Here is a 19,098-nt window from a genome sequence, read left to right as displayed (position 1 = left end):
GTATGTTAAGTTTCTTTTTTTTATTTGCTTCATTTATAGTAATGCGATTGAGCGCATATTTTTTTTTGAAATCATCAGGAAGTTTAAGTATTTATAAAATAAATTATGTGTCTTTTATATTTTGGGTAGATTTAATTCTCTATTCATATATTGGTTCAATCATCATTTTAGTATTTAATGAAATTCAGTTTAATACAGTTATAGATTCCGTTACTGGAGGCTTTGGTACAAGATTAATAGTTTGGTTATCCATTTCCTATACAATGATTGCATTTCCACTAGGAATGATGATATCAAATTTTATTTTTAAGTTTAATTCAAAGGAAATTGAAGCTTATAATAGTAAGGAGATAAAAACCTACATTTCAACAAAAGATAGTTTTATAAGATTACCTCTTTATTTTCTCACTCTAATTTCATTTTTTGTTGTTGTTCATGTGTTTTTTAGCATAGGATTTATTCCAATTTTGAAAACTTTTCAATTGAAAAATGAAATTGAAGTTCTTCAACTTAGAGCAAGTATTGATTCAAATTTTCCAGGTAATGTATATTTAAAAAATATAGTTGGTTTAAACCTTCTTCCAATTTTAAGCTATATAGCGTTTGGTTATTACCTTAAAACTAAGGGCTTTCGCGATTTGATTTGGTATATATTTTTATTAATCATAACCTGTTTGATGTTGACTTATAATGTTGCAAAATCCCCTTTAGTTCTTTATGGCATTGGTTATGTATTCTTTATAGTTTACATTAAAGGTAGCATTCCTGTTCGAAGTATGATTAAATTAGGATCAATATTATTATTAGCTTTAACTACGTTCTTTTTGGTTGCAGGGAAAAAGAATTCTATTAGTGATTTATTCTTTTCATATAATGATGGAATTACGGGTAGAGTTTTAATTTCACAAGTATCTTCTTTGTATAAGCATTTTGAACTATTTCCAGATGTTTACCCTCATATTGGATTAGGAAGTATTTCAAATCAACTTTCTCTTGGTGAGCAATCTAAAAGATCTGCAAGACTGGTACTTGAAACCGTAAATCCAAGTTGGGTTGAAAATGATATGGGAGGGGTCTTCAACACTTTATTTATAGGTGAGTCATTCGCTAATTTTGGAGTTTTTGGCATAATCTTTATGCCTCTCTATATAGGTTTTGTAATTAAATCTTTCCATACATTGCTTATTAGACTGCCAAAAACCCCTCATTTCTTATCTCTTTTGGTTTTTTTTTCCTATAAAAGTAATTTAACAGGAGGAGTAAATGAATATTTATATAACCCGTTAGTTATTTCTGTCTTATTAGTTTTTTTAATATTATCTTTGTTTTCAAAATTTTTAAAAAAGATAACCCCTGATAGTTTGAAGTTTAAACCTATATGATTGAAATATTGTTACCCACCTACAATGGTGAAAAGTATATTGACCAACAAATTGTTTCCTTAAATGCTCAGTCATATCAAAATTGGAGAATTTTAACAAGGGATGATGGATCTAAAGATAAAACTAAGGAGATAATTCTTAAGTGGAAAGCTATTTTAGGTCATAAGCTTATTATTTATAATGAGTTTAATGACGTTAGTTTAGGTGTAAATAAAAATTTCTCATTTTTAATGGATAAGTCGACAGCTTCCTACGTCATGCTTTGTGATCAAGATGATTATTGGTTACCAAATAAAATTGAAAAATCATTAATAGAAATTAAAAAAATGGAGGGACAAAAGGAAGTAAATGTTCCACTAATGGCTTGCTGTGATTCTTTGATAGTCGATGAAAACTTAAATTTGATGCACAAATCATTTTGGCACCTGAGAAAAGATGATCCAAGTATTTTAAGCTCTTTTGAAAAGTTAGTTGCGCAAAGTGTTGTAACAGGTAACACAATAATTTTAAATAGAAGTGCTTTAGAAGTTTGTACTCCTATAAATACAAATTTTTTTCTTTTCGATCAATGGATATCAATTAAAGTTGCGTATTACGGGCAAATTAAATTTATCCCAGAAGCTTTAATAAAATACAGGCAACACTCTCAAAATGTATTAGGGTCCTACAAAGTAACCTTTGGTTATTTAATTTCAAAAATTAAATACTTTCCATTTTATGTAACTTCTTGGTTTAAATTAAAAAAAGATTTGAATTTAAATTTTTCTTTATCAAAAGTTATATGGTTTAAGATAAATTATAATATTAAAAGATTGATTAGGTGAAAAAAAAAATAGCCATTGTTGGTACTGTTGGTGTACCATCGAAATATGGAGGATTTGAAACGTTGGTTGAAAATCTATTGGATTATTTGGAGTGGGATTTTGAGGTTACCGTTTTTTGTCAGTCTTCAGCTTATTCAGAAAAGCTTCAAAAATATAAAAACGCAAATTTACAATACATCAATTTTTCTGCAAATGGTCCATCAAGCATCCTTTATGATGTAGTTTCTGTATTAAAATCTTTCAGGAGCAATGATCTTCTATTGATTTTGGGAGTTTCAGGTACAATAATTCTACCTTTTATAAAACCTTTATATAATGGGAGAATCATTGTGAACATTGATGGACTGGAATGGAAAAGAGATAAATGGAATTGGTTAGCTAAAAAGTTTTTGAAATTCTCAGAAAAATTAGCAGTGAATTTTTCGGATGTTGTAGTAGCCGATAATTTACATATTCAAAACTATGTCAAAGTAGCGTATGGAAAGGAATCAACCTTGATTGCATATGGAGGAGATCATGTAAAAAAGTCAGCAGTATTTTCTATAGGGGAAAAGTATAACCTAAAAAAAGAGCAATATTTTTTTACAGTTTGTAGGATTGAACCCGAAAACAATCTCGATCTCATTGTACAAGCCTATGAGCAGGCAAACCTGCATTTTCCTTATGTGATTATTGGGAACTTTCAATCGAGTAATTATGGCAAAGAGTTTAGGGAAAAGTATGCACATATAAAAGGTTTAATGCTTATTGACCCTATTTATAATCAAGAAATTCTTGACCAATTTAGATCGAATTGTTTTTATTACTTACATGGACATAGTGCGGGAGGTACAAACCCATCATTGGTTGAGGCTATGTATTTATCATTACCCATCATTGCTTTTGGAGTTAATTACAATAGGGCTACTACTGCTAATACCGCTCTTTATTTTGATTCAAAAAGTGAGCTTTTGGAGATCTTTGCAAATATTAAAAATATAGATAGAGAACGTTTGAAAAAGGAAACGTTTGAACAAGCACACGCTAACTATTCATGGGGAATAATTTGTGCATCATATGTTCAAGTTTTTTCAGACTCATCATTAATTCAATAATAATTTTAGTCCTTATTATTCAATGAAATTTACAAGAGAGAAAATACCAGATGTTATTGTGTGCCATCCTACTGTTTTTGGAGATGAGAGAGGCTATTTTTCAGAAACTTTCAGACAAGATTTGTTTCAAGATTTTTTAGGTTTTAGGGTTAGTTTTTGCCAAGACAATGAATCAAAATCATCCTATGGTGTTTTGAGAGGGCTACATTATCAGCTCCCTCCATTTGCACAAAGCAAATTGGTAAGGGTTATTGAAGGGAAAGTTTTGGATGTAGCTGTTGATATTAGAAGAGGTTCTCCAACTTTTGGTAAGCATGTTGTTGTAGAGCTTTCAGAAGAAAATAAAAAGCAATTATTTATACCCAGAGGTTTTGCTCATGGGTTTTTGGTTTTAAGTGAGTTTGCTATATTTTCCTACAAAGTTGATAATTATTATAGCCCAGAGCATGATAGAGGGCTTGCCTTTGATGATCAAAATTTAGGTATAGACTGGAGAATTCCGGTGGAATCGTTAAAGCTGTCCATAAAAGATAGTAAGCAACCGAGTCTATCTGATATTGAGTGTTTTGACTTCAAAGCTGATTTGTATGTATAACATTATGGTTACAGGGGCCAAAGGACAATTGGGCTCTGAGTTAAGGGAAATTTCAGAAAAATATCCTCATAAGTTTCATTTTCTAGATATAGAGGAACTAGATATTACAAAGAAAGAAGATGTTGAATCATTTGTTTCATCGAATCAAATCAATGTAATTATTAATTGTGCTGCCTATACCGCCGTTGATAAAGCAGAAGTAGAGCCCGAATTGGCAGATCAAATCAATAATATTGCAGTAGGTTATTTGGCGGAAATAGCAAACAAGTACCAAGTTAAACTTATCCATATTTCCACAGATTATGTTTTTGATGGGGAGAATTATATACCTTACCAGCCATTAGATGTTTGTTTGCCCAAAAGTGAATATGGAAAATCAAAAAGGTTAGGGGAAGAAAAACTTCTAGAATTAAGTTTAAAAGATGCCGTGATTATTCGAACAGCTTGGGTTTATAGCACTTTTGGTAGCAACTTTGTTAAAACGATTTTAAGGCTTGCTAAAGAAAGGGAATCTTTAAATGTTGTAGACGATCAGATAGGCTCGCCTACCAACGCGCGGGATTTGGCACTTTTTATTTTAGAAAATCTTGATAAAATTAAGTGGAGTGGGACAAAAATTTTTCATTTTACTAACGAAGGTGTCTGTTCTTGGTATGATTTGGCAAAAATGATTTGTTCAATAAAAGAATTGGACTGTAAAATAAATTCTATTCCTTCCACTCAATATCCTACACCTGCAAAAAGGCCATTATATTCGGTACTTTCAAAAGAAGATACTAGGTCCTATTTCCAAGTGGAAGTCCCACATTGGATTGATACATTGAAGTATTGTTTAAGAAATTTAGAATAAGAAAATTGATAAATGAACAATCGTTACACATGGATATCAAGACAGGTTCTTTGAGACACCCTTAAGCAATTGAAATTCAAATTATTTAAATATGAAATATATTTTAGTTACTGGCTGTGCAGGATTTATAGGTTCTAATTTTGTTCCCTACTTATTAGAAAAATATGAAGATTATCATTTGGTCAATTTGGATTTATTGACTTACGCTGGAAATTTAGGAAATCTTCAAGAAGTTGAAAATCATGAACGCTATACTTTTGTTCATGGAGACATAAATGACAGAGATCTTGTTCAGCAGCTATTTGAAAAATTTGATTTTTGTGGGGTTATACATTTTGCTGCTGAATCTCATGTAGATAATTCCATAAAAAATCCAGGCGTATTTATCCAAACCAATATCAATGGAACTTTTGTTTTGTTAGATATTTCTTTTAAACACTGGATGGAAAAACCTTTCTTGTATAAAAAAGGCTATGAAGGATGTAGGTTTCATCATATTTCTACTGATGAAGTTTATGGAACTCTTGGAGAAACAGGTCTTTTTTCTGAAGAAACACCATATGCACCAAATTCCCCATACAGTGCGAGTAAAGCATCTTCAGATATGATTGTTCGTAGTTATCATCATACTTACGGGTTGAATACGGTGATTACCAACTGTTCTAATAATTATGGCCCGAAACAACACGATGAAAAATTGATTCCTACAATAATAAGAAAAGCCTTATCTGGGGACTATATTCCCATTTATGGTGATGGGAATAACATCAGAGATTGGTTGTATGTACTGGATCATTGTAAGGGAATTGATCTTGTTTTCCACAAAGGGATGACTGGTGAGGTCTACAACATAGGTGGTAGGAATGAAAGGGATAATAATTATATTGCTAACAAGATATGTGAAATTTTAGATGAACTTAATCCAAAAGAAAAAGGAAGTTACAAAGATCAAATTACTTATGTTGAGGATAGGGCAGGACATGACAAAAGGTATGCTATAGATGCATCAAAAATAGAGCTGAAATTGGGATGGGAGGCCAAGGAAAATTTTGAGTCAGGAATTCAAAAGACTATTGCATGGTATCTTGAAAAAAAACTTATTAAATGAAATTAATATTCTTTATTTTTTTAGTTTTAATTATTGGGATTTCTACATCTTATTCTCAAAATCTTCCTTCAGGTTATCCTGTTTTAGAAGAAAAACTGCGAAGAGATCAGCTTTTGCAATTAGGAGGAAATAATACTGGCTTTCTACTTAGACCAATAAATTATAATTTCGATAGTTTATCTTATTCTCTCCAAAGAAATTCGAGATTTACTTTTCTCCCTGTTTTAACTACTACATTCTTCAATAGTAAAAGACCTTATGGTCCTGCTCCTTATGGAATGATTCCTAATGTTGGATTAGCAAATTACCTAACTGGGGGAGTTGCTTTCAAAAATAAATTTTTATCAATTCAGTTACAGCCTGAACTAATTTTAGCTCAAAATAATCCATTTAATGGTTCTCCCAATAACTGGAATGATAACCTTTTGTCTTTACGTTTTTGGGATTGGAATTTTGGAGATTTTCCAGAAAGATTTGGAAGTGATACATATTCTAAATTTTGGTGGGGACAATCAAAATTGGCATTTCGATTTGGTGCTTTTGAATTTGGTGCCTCTACTCAGAATATTTGGTGGGGTCCTGGTCAATGGAACTCGTTACTTTTTTCAAATAACGCAAGGGGTTTTCCTCATCTAACGCTAAATACTCATAAACCAGCAAAGACTTTTCTTGGTAACTTTGAAACGCAGCTGTTAATTGGTCGATTAGAGAGTAGTAACTTACTTCCCTCTCAAAATAACGATTGGAATCAACGTTTTTTTAGACCTCTTTCATCGGATTGGAGGTACTTAAATGCTTTGCTTGTTTCTTACTCACCTAAATGGTTACCTAATTTGAATATTGGCTTTGGAAGGACCTTTCAGGTTTACAATGAGAGTAGGGGGAATAATTTTGATGACTGGCTACCTGTATTTGAAGCTTTCCAAAAAGAGCGATTTTTTATTGATGGTAATTCTGTCGAGTTTGATGCAAATGACCGGGATCAGCAAGTATCTATTTTTACTAGGTATGTAGTTCCTAAAGCTAATGCAGAAGTATATTTTGAATTTGGCAGGCGTGATCATGCTTTAAATTGGAGGGAATTTATTTTGAACCCAGAACATGCACGGGCATATTTGTTTGGGTTTAAAAAGCTAGTGTCGTTGAGCGATGAAAAACATTTACAGTTGAGAGGAGAAATTACACATCAACAAGAATCTGTAAATAGATATGTAAGATATCCTGGATTAAGGGGCTATCATTCTTGGCACATGCACGATACCCAACGTGGATTTACTAACTTCGGTCAACCATTGGGGGTTAGTTTAGGCCCTGGTTCTAATGTCCAAACTATCGAAGTGGCTTTGGTTGAAAACTTTAATAAATTCGGTGTTCTCTTTGAAAGATTAGAGAATAATCAGGGTTTCTTCAACCGAGCCTTCGGTCAACAAAACGAACACCGCCCTTGGATTGATCTTAGTGTTGGACTCTTATTTGATAAACAATGGGATAATCTCCTGTTAAGCTCTCGACTTCAATTTATAAATGGCAGGAACTACCAATGGCAACTCCACCCAGATAGCACACCTGAATTCCCAAGAGGTCAAAATCTGTTCTCTGTACACAGTCAGGTAAGTTTGATCTATCTTTTTCAAAAAAGTAAATAATTTCCTTTATTTTAACGTTTTATTATTTTCACTCACAAATCATTACACGTAGTTAAAGTTTTATGAAAGTTTCTAAAATCTGTTGTATTGGGGCTGGTTATGTTGGAGGCCCAACCATGGCGGTAATCGCCCAAAAGTGTCCGGATATCAAAGTAACCGTTGTTGATATCAACCAAGCAAGAATCGATGCTTGGAATGGAGAAGATTTGGATTTATTACCAGTATATGAACCGGGTTTGGATAAAGTGGTAGCTGAAGCTCGTGGCAGAAATTTATTTTTCTCTACAGATGTCAATAAAGCCATTGAAGAAGCCGATATGGTTTTTATATCTGTGAATACACCAACCAAAACCTATGGAGAAGGAAAAGGACAAGCTGCTGATTTAAAATGGGTGGAGTTATGCGCCCGTCAGATTGCGGCTGCGTCTACTTCTGATAAAATTGTCGTAGAAAAATCTACCTTACCGGTACGTACGGCGCAAGCAGTGAAAGATATCTTGGATAACACAGGCAATGGCTTAAAATTCCAAATTCTCTCCAACCCAGAGTTTTTAGCGGAAGGCACAGCTGTGGAAGACTTGCTTCACGCTGACAGGGTATTGATTGGAGGTGATTCTACTCCAGAAGGTCAGGAAGCGATTCAAGCCTTGGTAGATGTATATGCTAATTGGATTCCTAAAGACCGGATTTTGACTACCAACGTATGGTCATCAGAACTCTCGAAGCTAACGGCCAATGCTTTCTTAGCTCAGCGAGTGTCTTCCATCAATGCCATCTCTGAATTGTGCGAAGTGACTGGTGCAGATGTTAATGAGGTGTCCAGAGCAATCGGAGCTGATTCTAGAATTGGACCTAAGTTTTTGAAAGCATCTGTTGGTTTTGGAGGTTCTTGCTTCCAAAAGGATATCTTGAATATGGTCTATATCTCCCGTAGCTACGGTCTACATGCGGTAGCGGATTACTGGGAGCAGGTAATTATCATGAATGATCACCAAAAAGCCAGATTTGCCAAAAATATTATCAAGGCTTTGTACAATACAGTTTCTGGTAAGAAAATCGCTTTTTACGGTTGGGCGTTTAAAAAAGACACCAATGATACCCGTGAGTCTGCAGCGATCTATGTGGCAGATCATTTGGTGAATGAGCAGGCACATATCTGCGTCTACGATCCAAAAGTAAGTTTTGAAAAAATCTATGCCGATTTGGATTACCTGAATACACGTTCATCGGAAGAAAACAGGAAATATGTTACCGTGGTAACAGATCCCTACGAGGCAGTAGAAGGTGCCCACGCAGCGGCAGTCCTAACAGAATGGGATGAGTTCAAAGCCTATGATTGGGAAAAGATTTACAATCTGATGCTACAGCCTGCTCAAGTATTCGATGGAAGAAACATCCTCCCACACGCAGATTTGAAGAAAATCGGTTTCCGTGTCCAAGCCATTGGAAAAGCTGTTTAATACCACTAAAAATAGAAAGGACCACGAATTACTCGAATTCCACCAATTAAATGATCAGAAGTTGTTTCAAGCTTTGAGATTTAGCGAAATTCCGAGCTTTGCGAGGCTTAATTCAAGTAAGTATTTGTGAAATTTGTGCAATTCGTGGTTAAATTCATAAAAAAATGAAAGGCATCATACTCGCAGGTGGTTCTGGTACACGCCTGTACCCAATTACCAAAGGAACATCCAAACAATTATTGGCTATCTATGATAAGCCGATGATTTATTATCCGCTATCAGTTTTGATGCTAGCGGGTATACGGGAAATTCTAATTATAAGTACTCCACATGATCTCCCTAATTTCAAACAGTTGTTTGGAGATGGTTCGGAGATAGGCTTATCTCTTTCTTATGCCGAGCAACCGAGTCCAGATGGTTTGGCTCAGGCCTTTATCATTGGGAAGGAATTTATAGGAAACGATAACGTGTGCTTGGTGTTAGGGGATAACATTTTCTATGGTCACGGTTTCACCAAGCTGCTGAAAAATGCAGTTGTTGCAGCTGAAGAACAAGGACTTGCCACGGTATTTGGCTATTATGTAAATGACCCACAGCGATACGGTGTAGTTGCTTTTGACGCATCAGGAAAAGCAACAAGCATTGAAGAGAAACCCACCCATCCCCAAAGCAATTATGCGGTGGTTGGTTTGTATTTCTATCCAAATTCCGTAGTGGAAGTTGCTCAGAATATCCAACCAAGCGAACGAGGTGAGTTAGAAATCACCACTGTCAATCAGCATTACTTGGAGCAGCAGCAATTGCAGGTGGAACTGATGGGTAGGGGGTATGCCTGGTTAGATACCGGAACCCACGAATCCATGATTGAAGCTTCGAATTTCATCTATACCATTGAAAAACGTCAAGGTTTAAAGGTGGCTTGTTTGGAGGAAATCGCCTTTGAACTAGGGTATATCAGCAAAGAACAACTCTTGAGTCTTGCAGAAAAGCTTAAGAAGAATGAGTATGGGCAGTATTTGATTAAGAGGGCTTTGAAATAGGGTACCACGAATTACGAACCGCGAATTACGAACCACGAATTGCGCGAATTACACAAATCATTTTTGTTTACTTAGTGTATTAGTGGTAGAAGGAGAGAAAAGGTACTAGGGGAAAGGTTAAAGAGGGAATAGTCCTAACAACATTAGGAAATTATTTCTACCTTTTTTCGACTTTATTTCAAAATCACGATAATTATCTTTTATACCCGTGATTTGTCTTATTTCTAAACTCTAATTTCTCGATTCCTGCTTGCAGCAGGCAAGTCTCGCCTCCTGCTTGCAGCAGGCAAGTCTCGCTTCTATATCAACCACGAATTACGCGAATTACACAAATACCTTAAGGAATTAAGCCTCGCATGGCTCGCAATTGACACAAAAGTTCCATATACAAATCATTCGTGTTTATTGGTGCATTAGTGGCAGATGAAGGTAAAAGGTTAATAGAGAAAGGTGAAAGGTTGGTTACTTCTGGAACTTTCTATTGACTGTCAGATAATTATTTCTACGTATTTCAAGTTTATTTCTACCTTATTTCAAAAGAACTCTAAATTGTAGTTCATACAAAAAATCAAGTCTTGATTCTTGTCTCTTGTCTCTTGTTTCTTTTCACTTGTTTCTTGTTTCTCGCTTCTATAAACATCAACACTTTAATCTATGTCTAACAACAACATTTTAACACCGCTAGAAGACTCAAAAATAGCCATCATAGGCTTAGGATATGTGGGACTGCCATTGGCAGTAGCTTTTGCTGAAAAATTTAAAACTATTGGATTTGATATCAACGATACACGTGTAGCTCAGTTACAAAATGGCAGGGATACTACCTTGGAGGTAGAAGATGATGATTTACAGAAAGTATTGATTAAAAATCTCGCCGAACTTGACCAAAAAGGAAAAGGATTGTTGGTTACCAACGAATCATCTCCCATTGCAGCATGCAATATCTTTGTGGTGACAGTGCCTACACCAACCGACAAGCACAATAGACCGGTGCTAACACCCATGATAAAAGCATCGGAGACTGTTGCCAAAGTCATGAAAAGGGGCGATGTCATTATTTATGAATCTACCGTATATCCTGGAGTAACGGAAGAAGAGATGGTTCCTGTTTTAGAACGTATTTCGGGCTTGCGCTACAATGAAGATTTCTTCTGTGGGTACTCTCCAGAGCGAATCAATCCAGGGGATAAAGAACATACAGTTACAAAAATTTTAAAAGTAACATCTGGTTCAACTGAGGAGGTTGCAGAGTATGTGGATAGCTTGTATCGAGCGGTAATTACAGCCGGTACCCACAAGGCATCCTCCATCAAAGTAGCAGAGGCTGCCAAAGTAATTGAAAACTCTCAGCGGGATATCAACATCGCTTTTGTAAACGAACTATCTAAAATTTTCAATTTACTAGGAATCGATACCTCTGAGGTGTTAGCGGCTGCTGGGACCAAGTGGAACTTTCTTCCTTTTAAGCCAGGATTGGTAGGAGGCCATTGTATAGGAGTAGATCCATTCTATTTGGCACAGAAAGCGCAAGAAGTGGGTTATCATCCAGAAATTATCCTAGCCGGGAGAAGACTGAATGACAGCATGGGTAAACATGTGGCCACGGAAGTGATCAAACATATGATGCGCAAGAATCTAAGGGTAATTGAGTCCAAAGTATTGATCCTTGGCTTTACCTTTAAGGAAAACTGTCCGGATGTGCGGAATACCAGGGTAATTGATATTTACCAAGAATTGATGTCCTTCGATATGAATGTAGATGTGTATGACCCTTGGGCAGATGCTGCTGAGGTGAAACATGAATACGGAATTGATATCATCAGTGGTGGCACTCCCCCCAATCTATCAGATTATGCAGCCGTTATTTTAACGGTAGCCCATAATGAGTTTAAAAACCTTCCATTGGAGAAATCGGATGAATTGGTGGTATTTGATGTCAAAAGCTTACTTCCAAAAGAAAAAGTGGATGGAAGGCTGTAAACTAATTAGCTTTAGTCATTCAACTTTCAGCTCTTTGAAAGCCTAAAAAGAAAATAGTTTTTAAGTCCTCTTTAAAACCTGTCAAGAATTCAATCTTGACAGGTTTTTTTATTTTCAGGAATTCTTAAGTTTGCTAGAATCCCTTTGCTACATGTCTATGAAAGTTCCATTTGTTAATCTAGAAGCCATTCATATGCCACTTTCGATGGCAATTAAGGCAGCCTTTGATCGGGTTCTCCTGGCTTCTTGGTATATTTCAGGAAAGGAGTTAGCCGCATTTGAACACGCTTATGCGGCATATCAGGGTTCTGACTATGCGATTGGGACTAGCAATGGACTCGATGCCTTGACATTGGCCTTGAAAGTCTTGGGTGTGGGACAAGGAGATGAAGTGATTGTACCGTCACATACCTACATTGCTACTGTATTAGCGATTACGAGGGTAGGAGCAACGCCCGTTTTTGTTGATTCAGACCCATTAACATATCTGCTTCCTTCGGATGCTATAGAAGCGTTTATTTCTGATCGGACCAAAGTGATACTTCCTGTTCATTTGTATGGACAGGTTTGTGACATGGAAAGCATTTTGGAGGTAGCCAAGAGGTATGGGGTAATGGTGGTGGAAGATTTTGCTCAGGCCCATGGAGCTAGTTTTAATGGACAAAAGGCAGGAACTTTCGGAGTGATCAATGCCAGCAGTTTCTACCCTACAAAAAATCTGGGGGCATTGGGTGATGCAGGTATTTGTACAACAGATTGTTCCCATTTAGCAAAAAAGATCCGAGCATTACAAAATTATGGAAGTACTGAAAAGTTTCACCATGAGGTTCAAGGCTACAATATGCGCTTGGATGAATTGCAAGCGGCATTTTTAAGTATCAAGCTTCAGTTCCTTGATCAATGGAATGCGGAACGTCGAAACCTCGCAGAATTGTATAAAAATGAGTTGGAAGGAGTAGGGGACTTGGTTCTGCCTTCTACTCACCCCTTGGCAATGCATGTGTATCATTTGTTTGTGATCCAGACTGCTTTTAGAGATGAACTGCAAGCTTTCTTAGCAACTATGCAGATAGAAACTATGGTACATTATCCTACTCCGGTTCATTTACAACCGGCATACAAGGATTTAGGATATGCAACAGGGAGTTTGCCAGTTGCTGAAAAGCTTTCGCAAATTATCCTGAGTTTACCCATTTGGCCGGGGATGAAGCAAGAACAAGTGATGTATGTGTGTGAGGGGATTAAGTTGTTTTTTGAACAAAAGAACTAAGAATAAACATAAGCCACGAATTACACCAATTCAACAAAAATTAGGGGAATGGTTAAAGGTAAAAGGAGGTAAGCTTCTTTTGAAACCCTAGCTTGCATGATGATTTTTATGGAGAAGAAAAATCCTTTCTAGGCGAAGTGAAAATGATTGTTTTTATAGCTGTAACTGTTCATCGATTCCAACTTTATTTTTATTGCCCAAGACTCCGAAAGGAGTCCACTTCCGAAGGTCATTAGCCCCGATTCTTAACTCGGGGAAAAGATGGCAACGTGTCTCTCAATCATTCAAAAAGAGAAAATATTTTTCATTTTTTTGATATTTAAAAAATTCCTTTTGATTTCTTGAGAAAACTTAGTTTATAATACTTTATTAAAACCGAATTTCATTACGAAAAAAATGCTTTTCGTAATAGTTCTTTATCACTATTCCAAGATGAAAATTGTCAAAATCACTAAAAACTAATAGTGAATTTTGAGAATCCATAATAATTATTTTCTTTACTAAGAATTTGGAATGCGTAAAGATGGGTAGTATATTTGCAAAATAATGTAAATTTTTATGAAGGCTTTTCAAATATTAACAACTGCTTTTGTAATTGGTTTTTTCTTTCTGCCAGTTCTCATCAAAATTTTGAAAAAAACCAATGTTGTGGATGCACCCGGAGGGCGGAAAATCCATAAAGGTTTTATCCCATCTATGGGAGGTATTGGATTTGTAGTAGCAACGCTTATTTCAGTTGCAATTTGGTTCAATTTTGAAGACGTTGTTCAGACACGCTACTTTCTTGCTGCATTTGGATTAATGTTTTTTGTTGGACTTCGGGATGACATGGTAGAGCTTACTGCTTGGCAAAAGTTGGGTGGACAAATGGTTGCAGCCTACATGGTCGTTGTTGTTTCAGATATCCGTCTTACGGGGTTATATGGCTTTCTAGGGATTTGGGATTTACCGGTCCTATTGAGCTATGCGTTTTCAATATTTATCATCCTTGCCTTGACGAATTCGTTTAATTTAATTGATGGATTAGATGGATTGGCTGGGTCATTAGCCGTTATTTCGTTTACGTTCTTAGGTTATTGGTTTATGACCGCTGACTTAATGCCTTACGCCTTATTCAGTTTTGCATGTGTAGGAGGGGTCTTATCTTTCTTGGTCTTTAATTGGCATCCTGCAAAAATTTTCATGGGTGATACTGGTTCACTTAGTTTGGGCTTTGCTTTATCTACTTTAACTATCCTCTTTATCGATTCCAATGCAACCATGACTCATTCCGATGGGCTTTTGTTTATGGCTCCATTAGCGACAGGTATGGCGATATTAATTATCCCAATTTATGATACCTTAAGAGTTTTTGTTCGAAGAATCAGAAGAGGGAAATCTCCAATGGAGGCTGATAAAAGCCACATACATCATTTTTTAATGCGTATGGGAATGCGGCATGATCAGGTAGCACTAACATTAGCAGGGGTTAAAGTAGTATTCTTGGCTGTAGCCATTTTAGGGGCTGGATTAACAGATCATATCATGGTACCTGTGGTCGTTTTGATGGCACTTGCGTTAGGATTGGGTTTAGATAAGGTAACCTTGAAGCAGGTTAAAAAATCAGTTCGTAAAGCACCTCCAGTATTGGATGCCCGTCGTGCCAGAGCTGCTAGAAAGAAGCAGTTAAAGCCTGAAATTCCTCAGCAGGTGATTGAAAAAGCTGGGTTAATGAAGAATTGAATTTCGTTTACAAAAAATAAAAAGCCTCGCTTACATTTGTAAGCGAGGCTTTTTTGTATTTCGAAAGTAGATTAATCATTAAACTGAGTCATGGTCATTGCAATGCCGGCTGTGCAAAAACTCAAACACATTTCTATAGCCTTGTCCATGGATATTGGGAGTTCATCGATTTCCTGTGTAGTCCATCTCCCGAGCACATAATCAACTTGCCTTCCCTTGGGGAAATCATCCCCTATGCCAAAACGAAGTCTTGGGTAATCCTGACCACCGCAGAGCGCTTCTATGTTTTTGAGCCCATTATGACCCGCAGCAGAACCTTTGGCTCGCATGCGTAATTTTCCAAATGGAATGGCCACATCATCTACAATTACTAAAATGTTTTCTTTCGGAATATTCAATTCCTTCATCCAATAATTGACAGCCTTACCACTTAAGTTCATATAAGTGGTGGGTTTGATCATATAAATACTTCTACCCTTGTATTTGAAGTCTGCAGTAAAGGCCAAACGGTTACTTTTCCAAGAAACTCCTTGTTTATCAGCCATTCGATCTACTGTCAAAAAACCCACATTATGCCGGGTCAATTCATACTCTGGACCAATATTTCCAAGACCTACGATGAGATATTTCATGTGTTAGATAGTTAAATGCAAGCCCTTCGACATGGTTCGACAAGCTCACCAACCAAGCTCAGGGACCAAGAGATGAGAAGCGAGAGATTAGATGCGAGAAGTGAGAGATTAGAGATAAGAACCAAGAAATAAGAATCAAAATGATAAGACAATGCTTGCTTAAACTGCACTCAGCACAGGCATTGTTTGCTTCGACTACGCTCAGCACAAGCACTGTTCACTTTGCACTGCTCACTGCAAACTGCTCACTATTCATTCCTCACTCCTAATTCTACATTCCCAATTGTTTGCTTCGAATACGCTCAGCACAAGCACTGTTCACTATTAACTGTTCACTTTGCACTGCTCACTGTTCATTGCTCACTGCAAACTGCTCGTGGATAACCTTCCCTGCAATCTGGCCCCTCACTAAAAAGCTATCTCAATAGCTTTTCTTTACGTTCGGTCCTCTAATTCTACATTCCTAATTAAAAAAACCCTACCCTTGTTGCCAAAGATAGGGTTTGTATTAGTTGAGTAGATAGTAGCTTATTCTGCTTTCTTACCTCTCAATGCTCTTGGGATACCGATGGTAACGATGGAGACATTTGGAGATGTTAAGATTTCAAATCCTTCAGCAGTTAATTCACTTACTTTGAAAGATTTTCCTAGGTCTAATTTGGAGATATCAACTTTGATTTTATCAGGTAGGTTTGAAGCCAACCCTTTAACTGCCAATTTTCTTGTTTTAATCTCTAATTTACCCCCTTTTTGGATACCTGGAGATGTTCCTACGATATCAACCGGGATTTCAAATTTGATTGCTCTATCTTCACTGAAAGCCAAGAAATCAGCATGCAATAATGTCTCACTAACTGGGTGAAACTGTGCATCCTTCAATACAGCTTTCATTTTGGTGCCTTCGATATTCAAGTCAACCATGTGCACATCTGGCGTGTAAACCAAGTCTCTGAAAAGAATCGCAGGCGTGTAGAAATGGATCTGACCTTCGATTGCTGGTCCGTAAACTACACAAGGCACGTTGCCTTCTTCGCGGATCTCTTTCAAAGATGCGCTATCGAGATTTGCTCTTTTAAACCCTATAATCTCTAATGATTTCATAATGTGTTTGTTAAAATGTGAATCTGTCCTGAATTATTCATGCATTAATCAAAACAGACCGCAAAAGTAAGTATTTTGTTTGGGAAGAAAAAGTGTTTGTAACAACTATCTGTTATTTACCAAAAATAATTAAGCAAAAGGAACCACGAATTACACAAATTACACGAAGAAATTGTTTTGAGTCTAAAAAAATACGCATACTTGGCAGAATTAAGGTTCGCATGGCTCACAATTAACGCAAAGGATCTCTGTTTAAATTATTTGTGTTTACTTCTTGTATTAGTGGCAAAAAATGGGGAAAGGATAAAGGGGGGATATTCCTACCAACATTAAAATGTGGACTGGAAATTATTCCTACATTATTTCAACTTTATTTCTACCTTATTTCAATAGAATGACAATTACCTTTTTTACAAGCGGTCTGTCTTGTTTCTTTCTCGTCTCTCGATTCCTGCTTGCAGCAGGCAAGTCTCGCCTCTCGTTTCTAAATTAACCACGAATTACACAAATCACACAAATACCTACCAGAATTAAACCTCGCATGGCTCGCAATTGACGCGAAACGTCTTTACATGAATTGTTATAAAGGGAAAAAACAAAAAGAGGGTGCTACTACAAGTCACCCTCTCTTATTTGCTGTAAATTTATGAATTAAGCTGTGATCGCTACAGTTTTTTCCTCCGCAGCCCAGTCATTCATACCTCCCGCATAATTCAAAACATTATCAAATCCTTCCGCTTGCAGGATGGAATACGCAATCGCTGCTCTGCCACCTGCTTGGCAATGAATGATGACTGTTTTGTCCTTAGAGATTTTATCGAGGTTATTATACAGCTTACCTAACACTAAGTTGTCAGCTCCTTCGATGTGTCCTTTTTTGAATTCAGCAGCACCTCTTACATCCACCACCTGGATATCCTCAGTAGCTAACTTTTCTTTCACAGTTTCTTTGGTAATTGGTGTGTAAGAACTCAAATTTCCAGCCTCAAACTCCATTAATTGTGCAGGCGTGATGAAGCCAACCAAGTTATCCAAACCTATGCGCATCAATTTACGCATGATGTCTTCCACTTGGGCTTCTTCTGCAATGACAATGAAGTTTTCCTCGTAATTCATATACCAACCCATGTAGGTTGAGAAGGAGTTATTATTGGTGATGCTCAAAGTACCTATCAAGTTTGAGGCAGCATAATCCACCCAAGGTCTGGTATCGATGATTTTCAATCCATCTGCTTTGACTTGTGCAAACTCTTCTTTGCTCAGATTTTTAATTTTTGGAACCTCAGTAAGTAATTTTCTGTCCACCTTATTTAGTTTCTTCATCATTGCGAAGTACTTTGGTGGCTCTGGCTGATCAGCCAAAAGTTCCTGCGTAAATGCCTGCTTATCATTCAATAATTGCAAAGCCCAGTTTCTGATTTTCTCGTAACCAACTGTCGTCATCGGAACAGCACCTAAGGCTTTACCACAAGCTGAACCAGCACCGTGTCCTGGCCAAACTTGGATATAATCGCTCAATTTGGCGAATTCATGCAGTGAATCATACATCTGCGCAGCACCAATATCCTGCGTGCCTTTGATGCCCGCAGCTTGCTCCAACAAGTCTGGTCTACCCACATCACCTACGAATACAAAGTCACCTGTGAATAGCATGACAGGCTCAGAAGAAGCTGGTTTGTCAGTCAATAAGAAGCTTACAGATTCAGGAGTATGTCCTGGGGTATGAATTACCTCAAAAGTTAGGTTATTCATTTTAATTACATCCCCACCTTTGATTTTGTTGTGAGGAAATTCATATTTCCAATTTTCATCTCCCTCATCAGAAAGATACATCTCAGCACCTGTTAAGGCAGCTAATTCTCTAGAACCTGATAAGAAATCTGCATGGATGTGTGTTTCTAAAATATGGGTGATTTTAAGATTGTTGGCTTTTGCAATTTCCAGGTAGGTATCCACATCTCTTTTAGGGTCGATTACCGCAGCAATGCCGGCAGCTTGACATCCAACTACATAACTGGCCTGCGCCAAACTTTTGTCATAAACGAGTTCGAAGAACATAGGTAATTATTTTATGATGTTATTGATTTTATTTCCATCGTTGTTCAAAAACAACATGACAAAAATCAGGCTTTTAGCGTTCATTTTTTGTGAGAAAAGTTACTTTTGAAAAAAGGCTGCTCGCAGAAGACGCAGAATACGCGGAAAATTTAATTAGAAAGGTTCGCTTATGGGTACTGGTTCTCGCAGAATATACAAAAAGCACAGAAATGCATAGAAATGATTATTCTTAAGAAAGGGAATTTGTATAAAGAATGCTTAGAAAAAATCTTTGCTAATTTGAGTAATCTATGAATAGCCAAAAATCATATTAAATGACGAACGCTAAATTTCGAA

15 protein-coding genes are annotated in these 19,098 nt (G+C 36.6%); 12 read left to right on the top strand and 3 right to left on the bottom strand.

The genetic code is table 11. The annotated features are described in order from the left end of the window. Positions 1 to 2: 2 nt before the first annotated feature. The 12 genes from ACXIUD_RS05990 to ACXIUD_RS05935 all read left to right on the top strand — a co-directional run bounded on the left by ACXIUD_RS05990 (position 3) and on the right by ACXIUD_RS05935 (position 14,971). Positions 3 to 1,382, top strand: coding sequence for a hypothetical protein (locus ACXIUD_RS05990; protein WP_458051714.1), 1,380 nt, complete (start codon positions 3 to 5; stop codon positions 1,380 to 1,382). Then, a complete protein-coding gene (locus ACXIUD_RS05985; protein ID WP_458051713.1) occupies positions 1,379 to 2,206 on the top strand; it encodes a glycosyltransferase family 2 protein in 828 nt (275 codons plus the stop codon). Before ACXIUD_RS05990 ends, ACXIUD_RS05985 begins: the two co-directional genes overlap by 4 nt. Further along, on the top strand, positions 2,203 to 3,300 hold the full coding sequence (locus tag ACXIUD_RS05980) for a DUF1972 domain-containing protein (protein ID WP_458051712.1): 1,098 nt from the start codon (positions 2,203 to 2,205) through the stop codon (positions 3,298 to 3,300). The genes ACXIUD_RS05985 and ACXIUD_RS05980 overlap by 4 nt, the downstream gene beginning before the upstream one ends. Positions 3,301 to 3,322: 22 nt before the next feature. Next, the gene (rfbC, locus tag ACXIUD_RS05975) at positions 3,323 to 3,895 is read left to right on the top strand and encodes a dTDP-4-dehydrorhamnose 3,5-epimerase (RefSeq protein WP_458051711.1); all 573 of its coding nucleotides are present in this window, start codon (positions 3,323 to 3,325) and stop codon (positions 3,893 to 3,895) included. Next, positions 3,888 to 4,745, top strand: a complete 858-nt coding sequence (gene rfbD / locus ACXIUD_RS05970) for a dTDP-4-dehydrorhamnose reductase (protein WP_458051710.1) — start codon at positions 3,888 to 3,890, stop codon at positions 4,743 to 4,745. The genes rfbC and rfbD overlap by 8 nt, the downstream gene beginning before the upstream one ends. 91 nt (positions 4,746 to 4,836) lie before the next feature. Further along, positions 4,837 to 5,853 carry a dTDP-glucose 4,6-dehydratase gene (rfbB, locus tag ACXIUD_RS05965; protein ID WP_458051709.1) on the top strand — a complete coding sequence of 339 codons (1,017 nt, stop codon included), beginning with the start codon at positions 4,837 to 4,839 and terminating at the stop codon, positions 5,851 to 5,853. Next, the gene (locus tag ACXIUD_RS05960; RefSeq protein ID WP_458051708.1) at positions 5,850 to 7,499 is read left to right on the top strand and encodes a capsule assembly Wzi family protein; all 1,650 of its coding nucleotides are present in this window, start codon (positions 5,850 to 5,852) and stop codon (positions 7,497 to 7,499) included. The genes rfbB and ACXIUD_RS05960 overlap by 4 nt, the downstream gene beginning before the upstream one ends. A gap of 62 nt (positions 7,500 to 7,561) precedes the next feature. After that, entirely contained in the window at positions 7,562 to 8,959 is a 1,398-nt protein-coding gene (locus tag ACXIUD_RS05955) for a UDP-glucose 6-dehydrogenase (protein WP_458051707.1), read from the top strand. Between the two features lie 164 nt (positions 8,960 to 9,123). After that, positions 9,124 to 9,999 carry a glucose-1-phosphate thymidylyltransferase RfbA gene (gene rfbA, locus ACXIUD_RS05950; RefSeq protein WP_458051706.1) on the top strand — a complete coding sequence of 292 codons (876 nt, stop codon included), beginning with the start codon at positions 9,124 to 9,126 and terminating at the stop codon, positions 9,997 to 9,999. Positions 10,000 to 10,668: 669 nt separating this feature from the next. Beyond that, the gene (locus ACXIUD_RS05945) at positions 10,669 to 11,979 is read left to right on the top strand and encodes a nucleotide sugar dehydrogenase (RefSeq protein ID WP_458051777.1); all 1,311 of its coding nucleotides are present in this window, start codon (positions 10,669 to 10,671) and stop codon (positions 11,977 to 11,979) included. A gap of 151 nt (positions 11,980 to 12,130) precedes the next feature. Beyond that, a complete protein-coding gene (locus ACXIUD_RS05940; protein WP_458051705.1) occupies positions 12,131 to 13,249 on the top strand; it encodes a DegT/DnrJ/EryC1/StrS family aminotransferase in 1,119 nt (372 codons plus the stop codon). A 630-nt stretch (positions 13,250 to 13,879) separates the two neighbouring features. Then, positions 13,880 to 14,971 carry an MraY family glycosyltransferase gene (locus tag ACXIUD_RS05935; RefSeq protein WP_458051704.1) on the top strand — a complete coding sequence of 364 codons (1,092 nt, stop codon included), beginning with the start codon at positions 13,880 to 13,882 and terminating at the stop codon, positions 14,969 to 14,971. Positions 14,972 to 15,042: 71 nt separating this feature from the next. Here the strand turns inward: ACXIUD_RS05935 and pth are convergent, their stop codons facing one another. The 3 genes from pth to ACXIUD_RS05920 all read right to left on the bottom strand — a co-directional run bounded on the left by pth (position 15,043) and on the right by ACXIUD_RS05920 (position 18,762). Further along, positions 15,043 to 15,603: an aminoacyl-tRNA hydrolase gene (pth, locus tag ACXIUD_RS05930; protein WP_458051703.1), complete on the bottom strand. Its 561-nt coding sequence runs from the start codon at positions 15,601 to 15,603 to the stop codon at positions 15,043 to 15,045. Between the two features lie 528 nt (positions 15,604 to 16,131). Beyond that, positions 16,132 to 16,704, bottom strand: coding sequence for a 50S ribosomal protein L25/general stress protein Ctc (locus ACXIUD_RS05925; protein WP_458051702.1), 573 nt, complete (start codon positions 16,702 to 16,704; stop codon positions 16,132 to 16,134). A 651-nt stretch (positions 16,705 to 17,355) separates the two neighbouring features. Then, positions 17,356 to 18,762 carry an MBL fold metallo-hydrolase gene (locus ACXIUD_RS05920; protein ID WP_458051701.1) on the bottom strand — a complete coding sequence of 469 codons (1,407 nt, stop codon included), beginning with the start codon at positions 18,760 to 18,762 and terminating at the stop codon, positions 17,356 to 17,358. Positions 18,763 to 19,098: the final 336 nt, after the last annotated feature.

It is taken from the genome of Mongoliitalea sp. (assembly GCF_054166905.1).
This window is presented reverse-complemented; position numbering and strand designations above follow the sequence as displayed.

Bases quoted from the DNA above. Each gene is read 5' to 3' on its own strand.
- ACXIUD_RS05990 (WP_458051714.1), top strand. From the start codon at position 3: ATGTTAAGTTTCTTTTTTTTATTTGCTTCATTTATAGTAATGCGATTG.
- ACXIUD_RS05985 (WP_458051713.1), top strand. From the start codon at position 1,379: ATGATTGAAATATTGTTACCCACCTACAATGGTGAAAAGTATATTGAC.
- rfbC (WP_458051711.1), top strand. From the start codon at position 3,323: ATGAAATTTACAAGAGAGAAAATACCAGATGTTATTGTGTGCCATCCT.
- rfbD (WP_458051710.1), top strand. From the start codon at position 3,888: ATGTATAACATTATGGTTACAGGGGCCAAAGGACAATTGGGCTCTGAG.
- rfbB (WP_458051709.1), top strand. From the start codon at position 4,837: ATGAAATATATTTTAGTTACTGGCTGTGCAGGATTTATAGGTTCTAAT.
- ACXIUD_RS05960 (WP_458051708.1), top strand. From the start codon at position 5,850: ATGAAATTAATATTCTTTATTTTTTTAGTTTTAATTATTGGGATTTCT.
- ACXIUD_RS05955 (WP_458051707.1), top strand. From the start codon at position 7,562: ATGAAAGTTTCTAAAATCTGTTGTATTGGGGCTGGTTATGTTGGAGGC.
- rfbA (WP_458051706.1), top strand. From the start codon at position 9,124: ATGAAAGGCATCATACTCGCAGGTGGTTCTGGTACACGCCTGTACCCA.
- ACXIUD_RS05940 (WP_458051705.1), top strand. From the start codon at position 12,131: ATGTCTATGAAAGTTCCATTTGTTAATCTAGAAGCCATTCATATGCCA.
- pth (WP_458051703.1), bottom strand. From the start codon at position 15,603: ATGAAATATCTCATCGTAGGTCTTGGAAATATTGGTCCAGAGTATGAA.
- ACXIUD_RS05925 (WP_458051702.1), bottom strand. From the start codon at position 16,704: ATGAAATCATTAGAGATTATAGGGTTTAAAAGAGCAAATCTCGATAGC.
- ACXIUD_RS05920 (WP_458051701.1), bottom strand. From the start codon at position 18,762: ATGTTCTTCGAACTCGTTTATGACAAAAGTTTGGCGCAGGCCAGTTAT.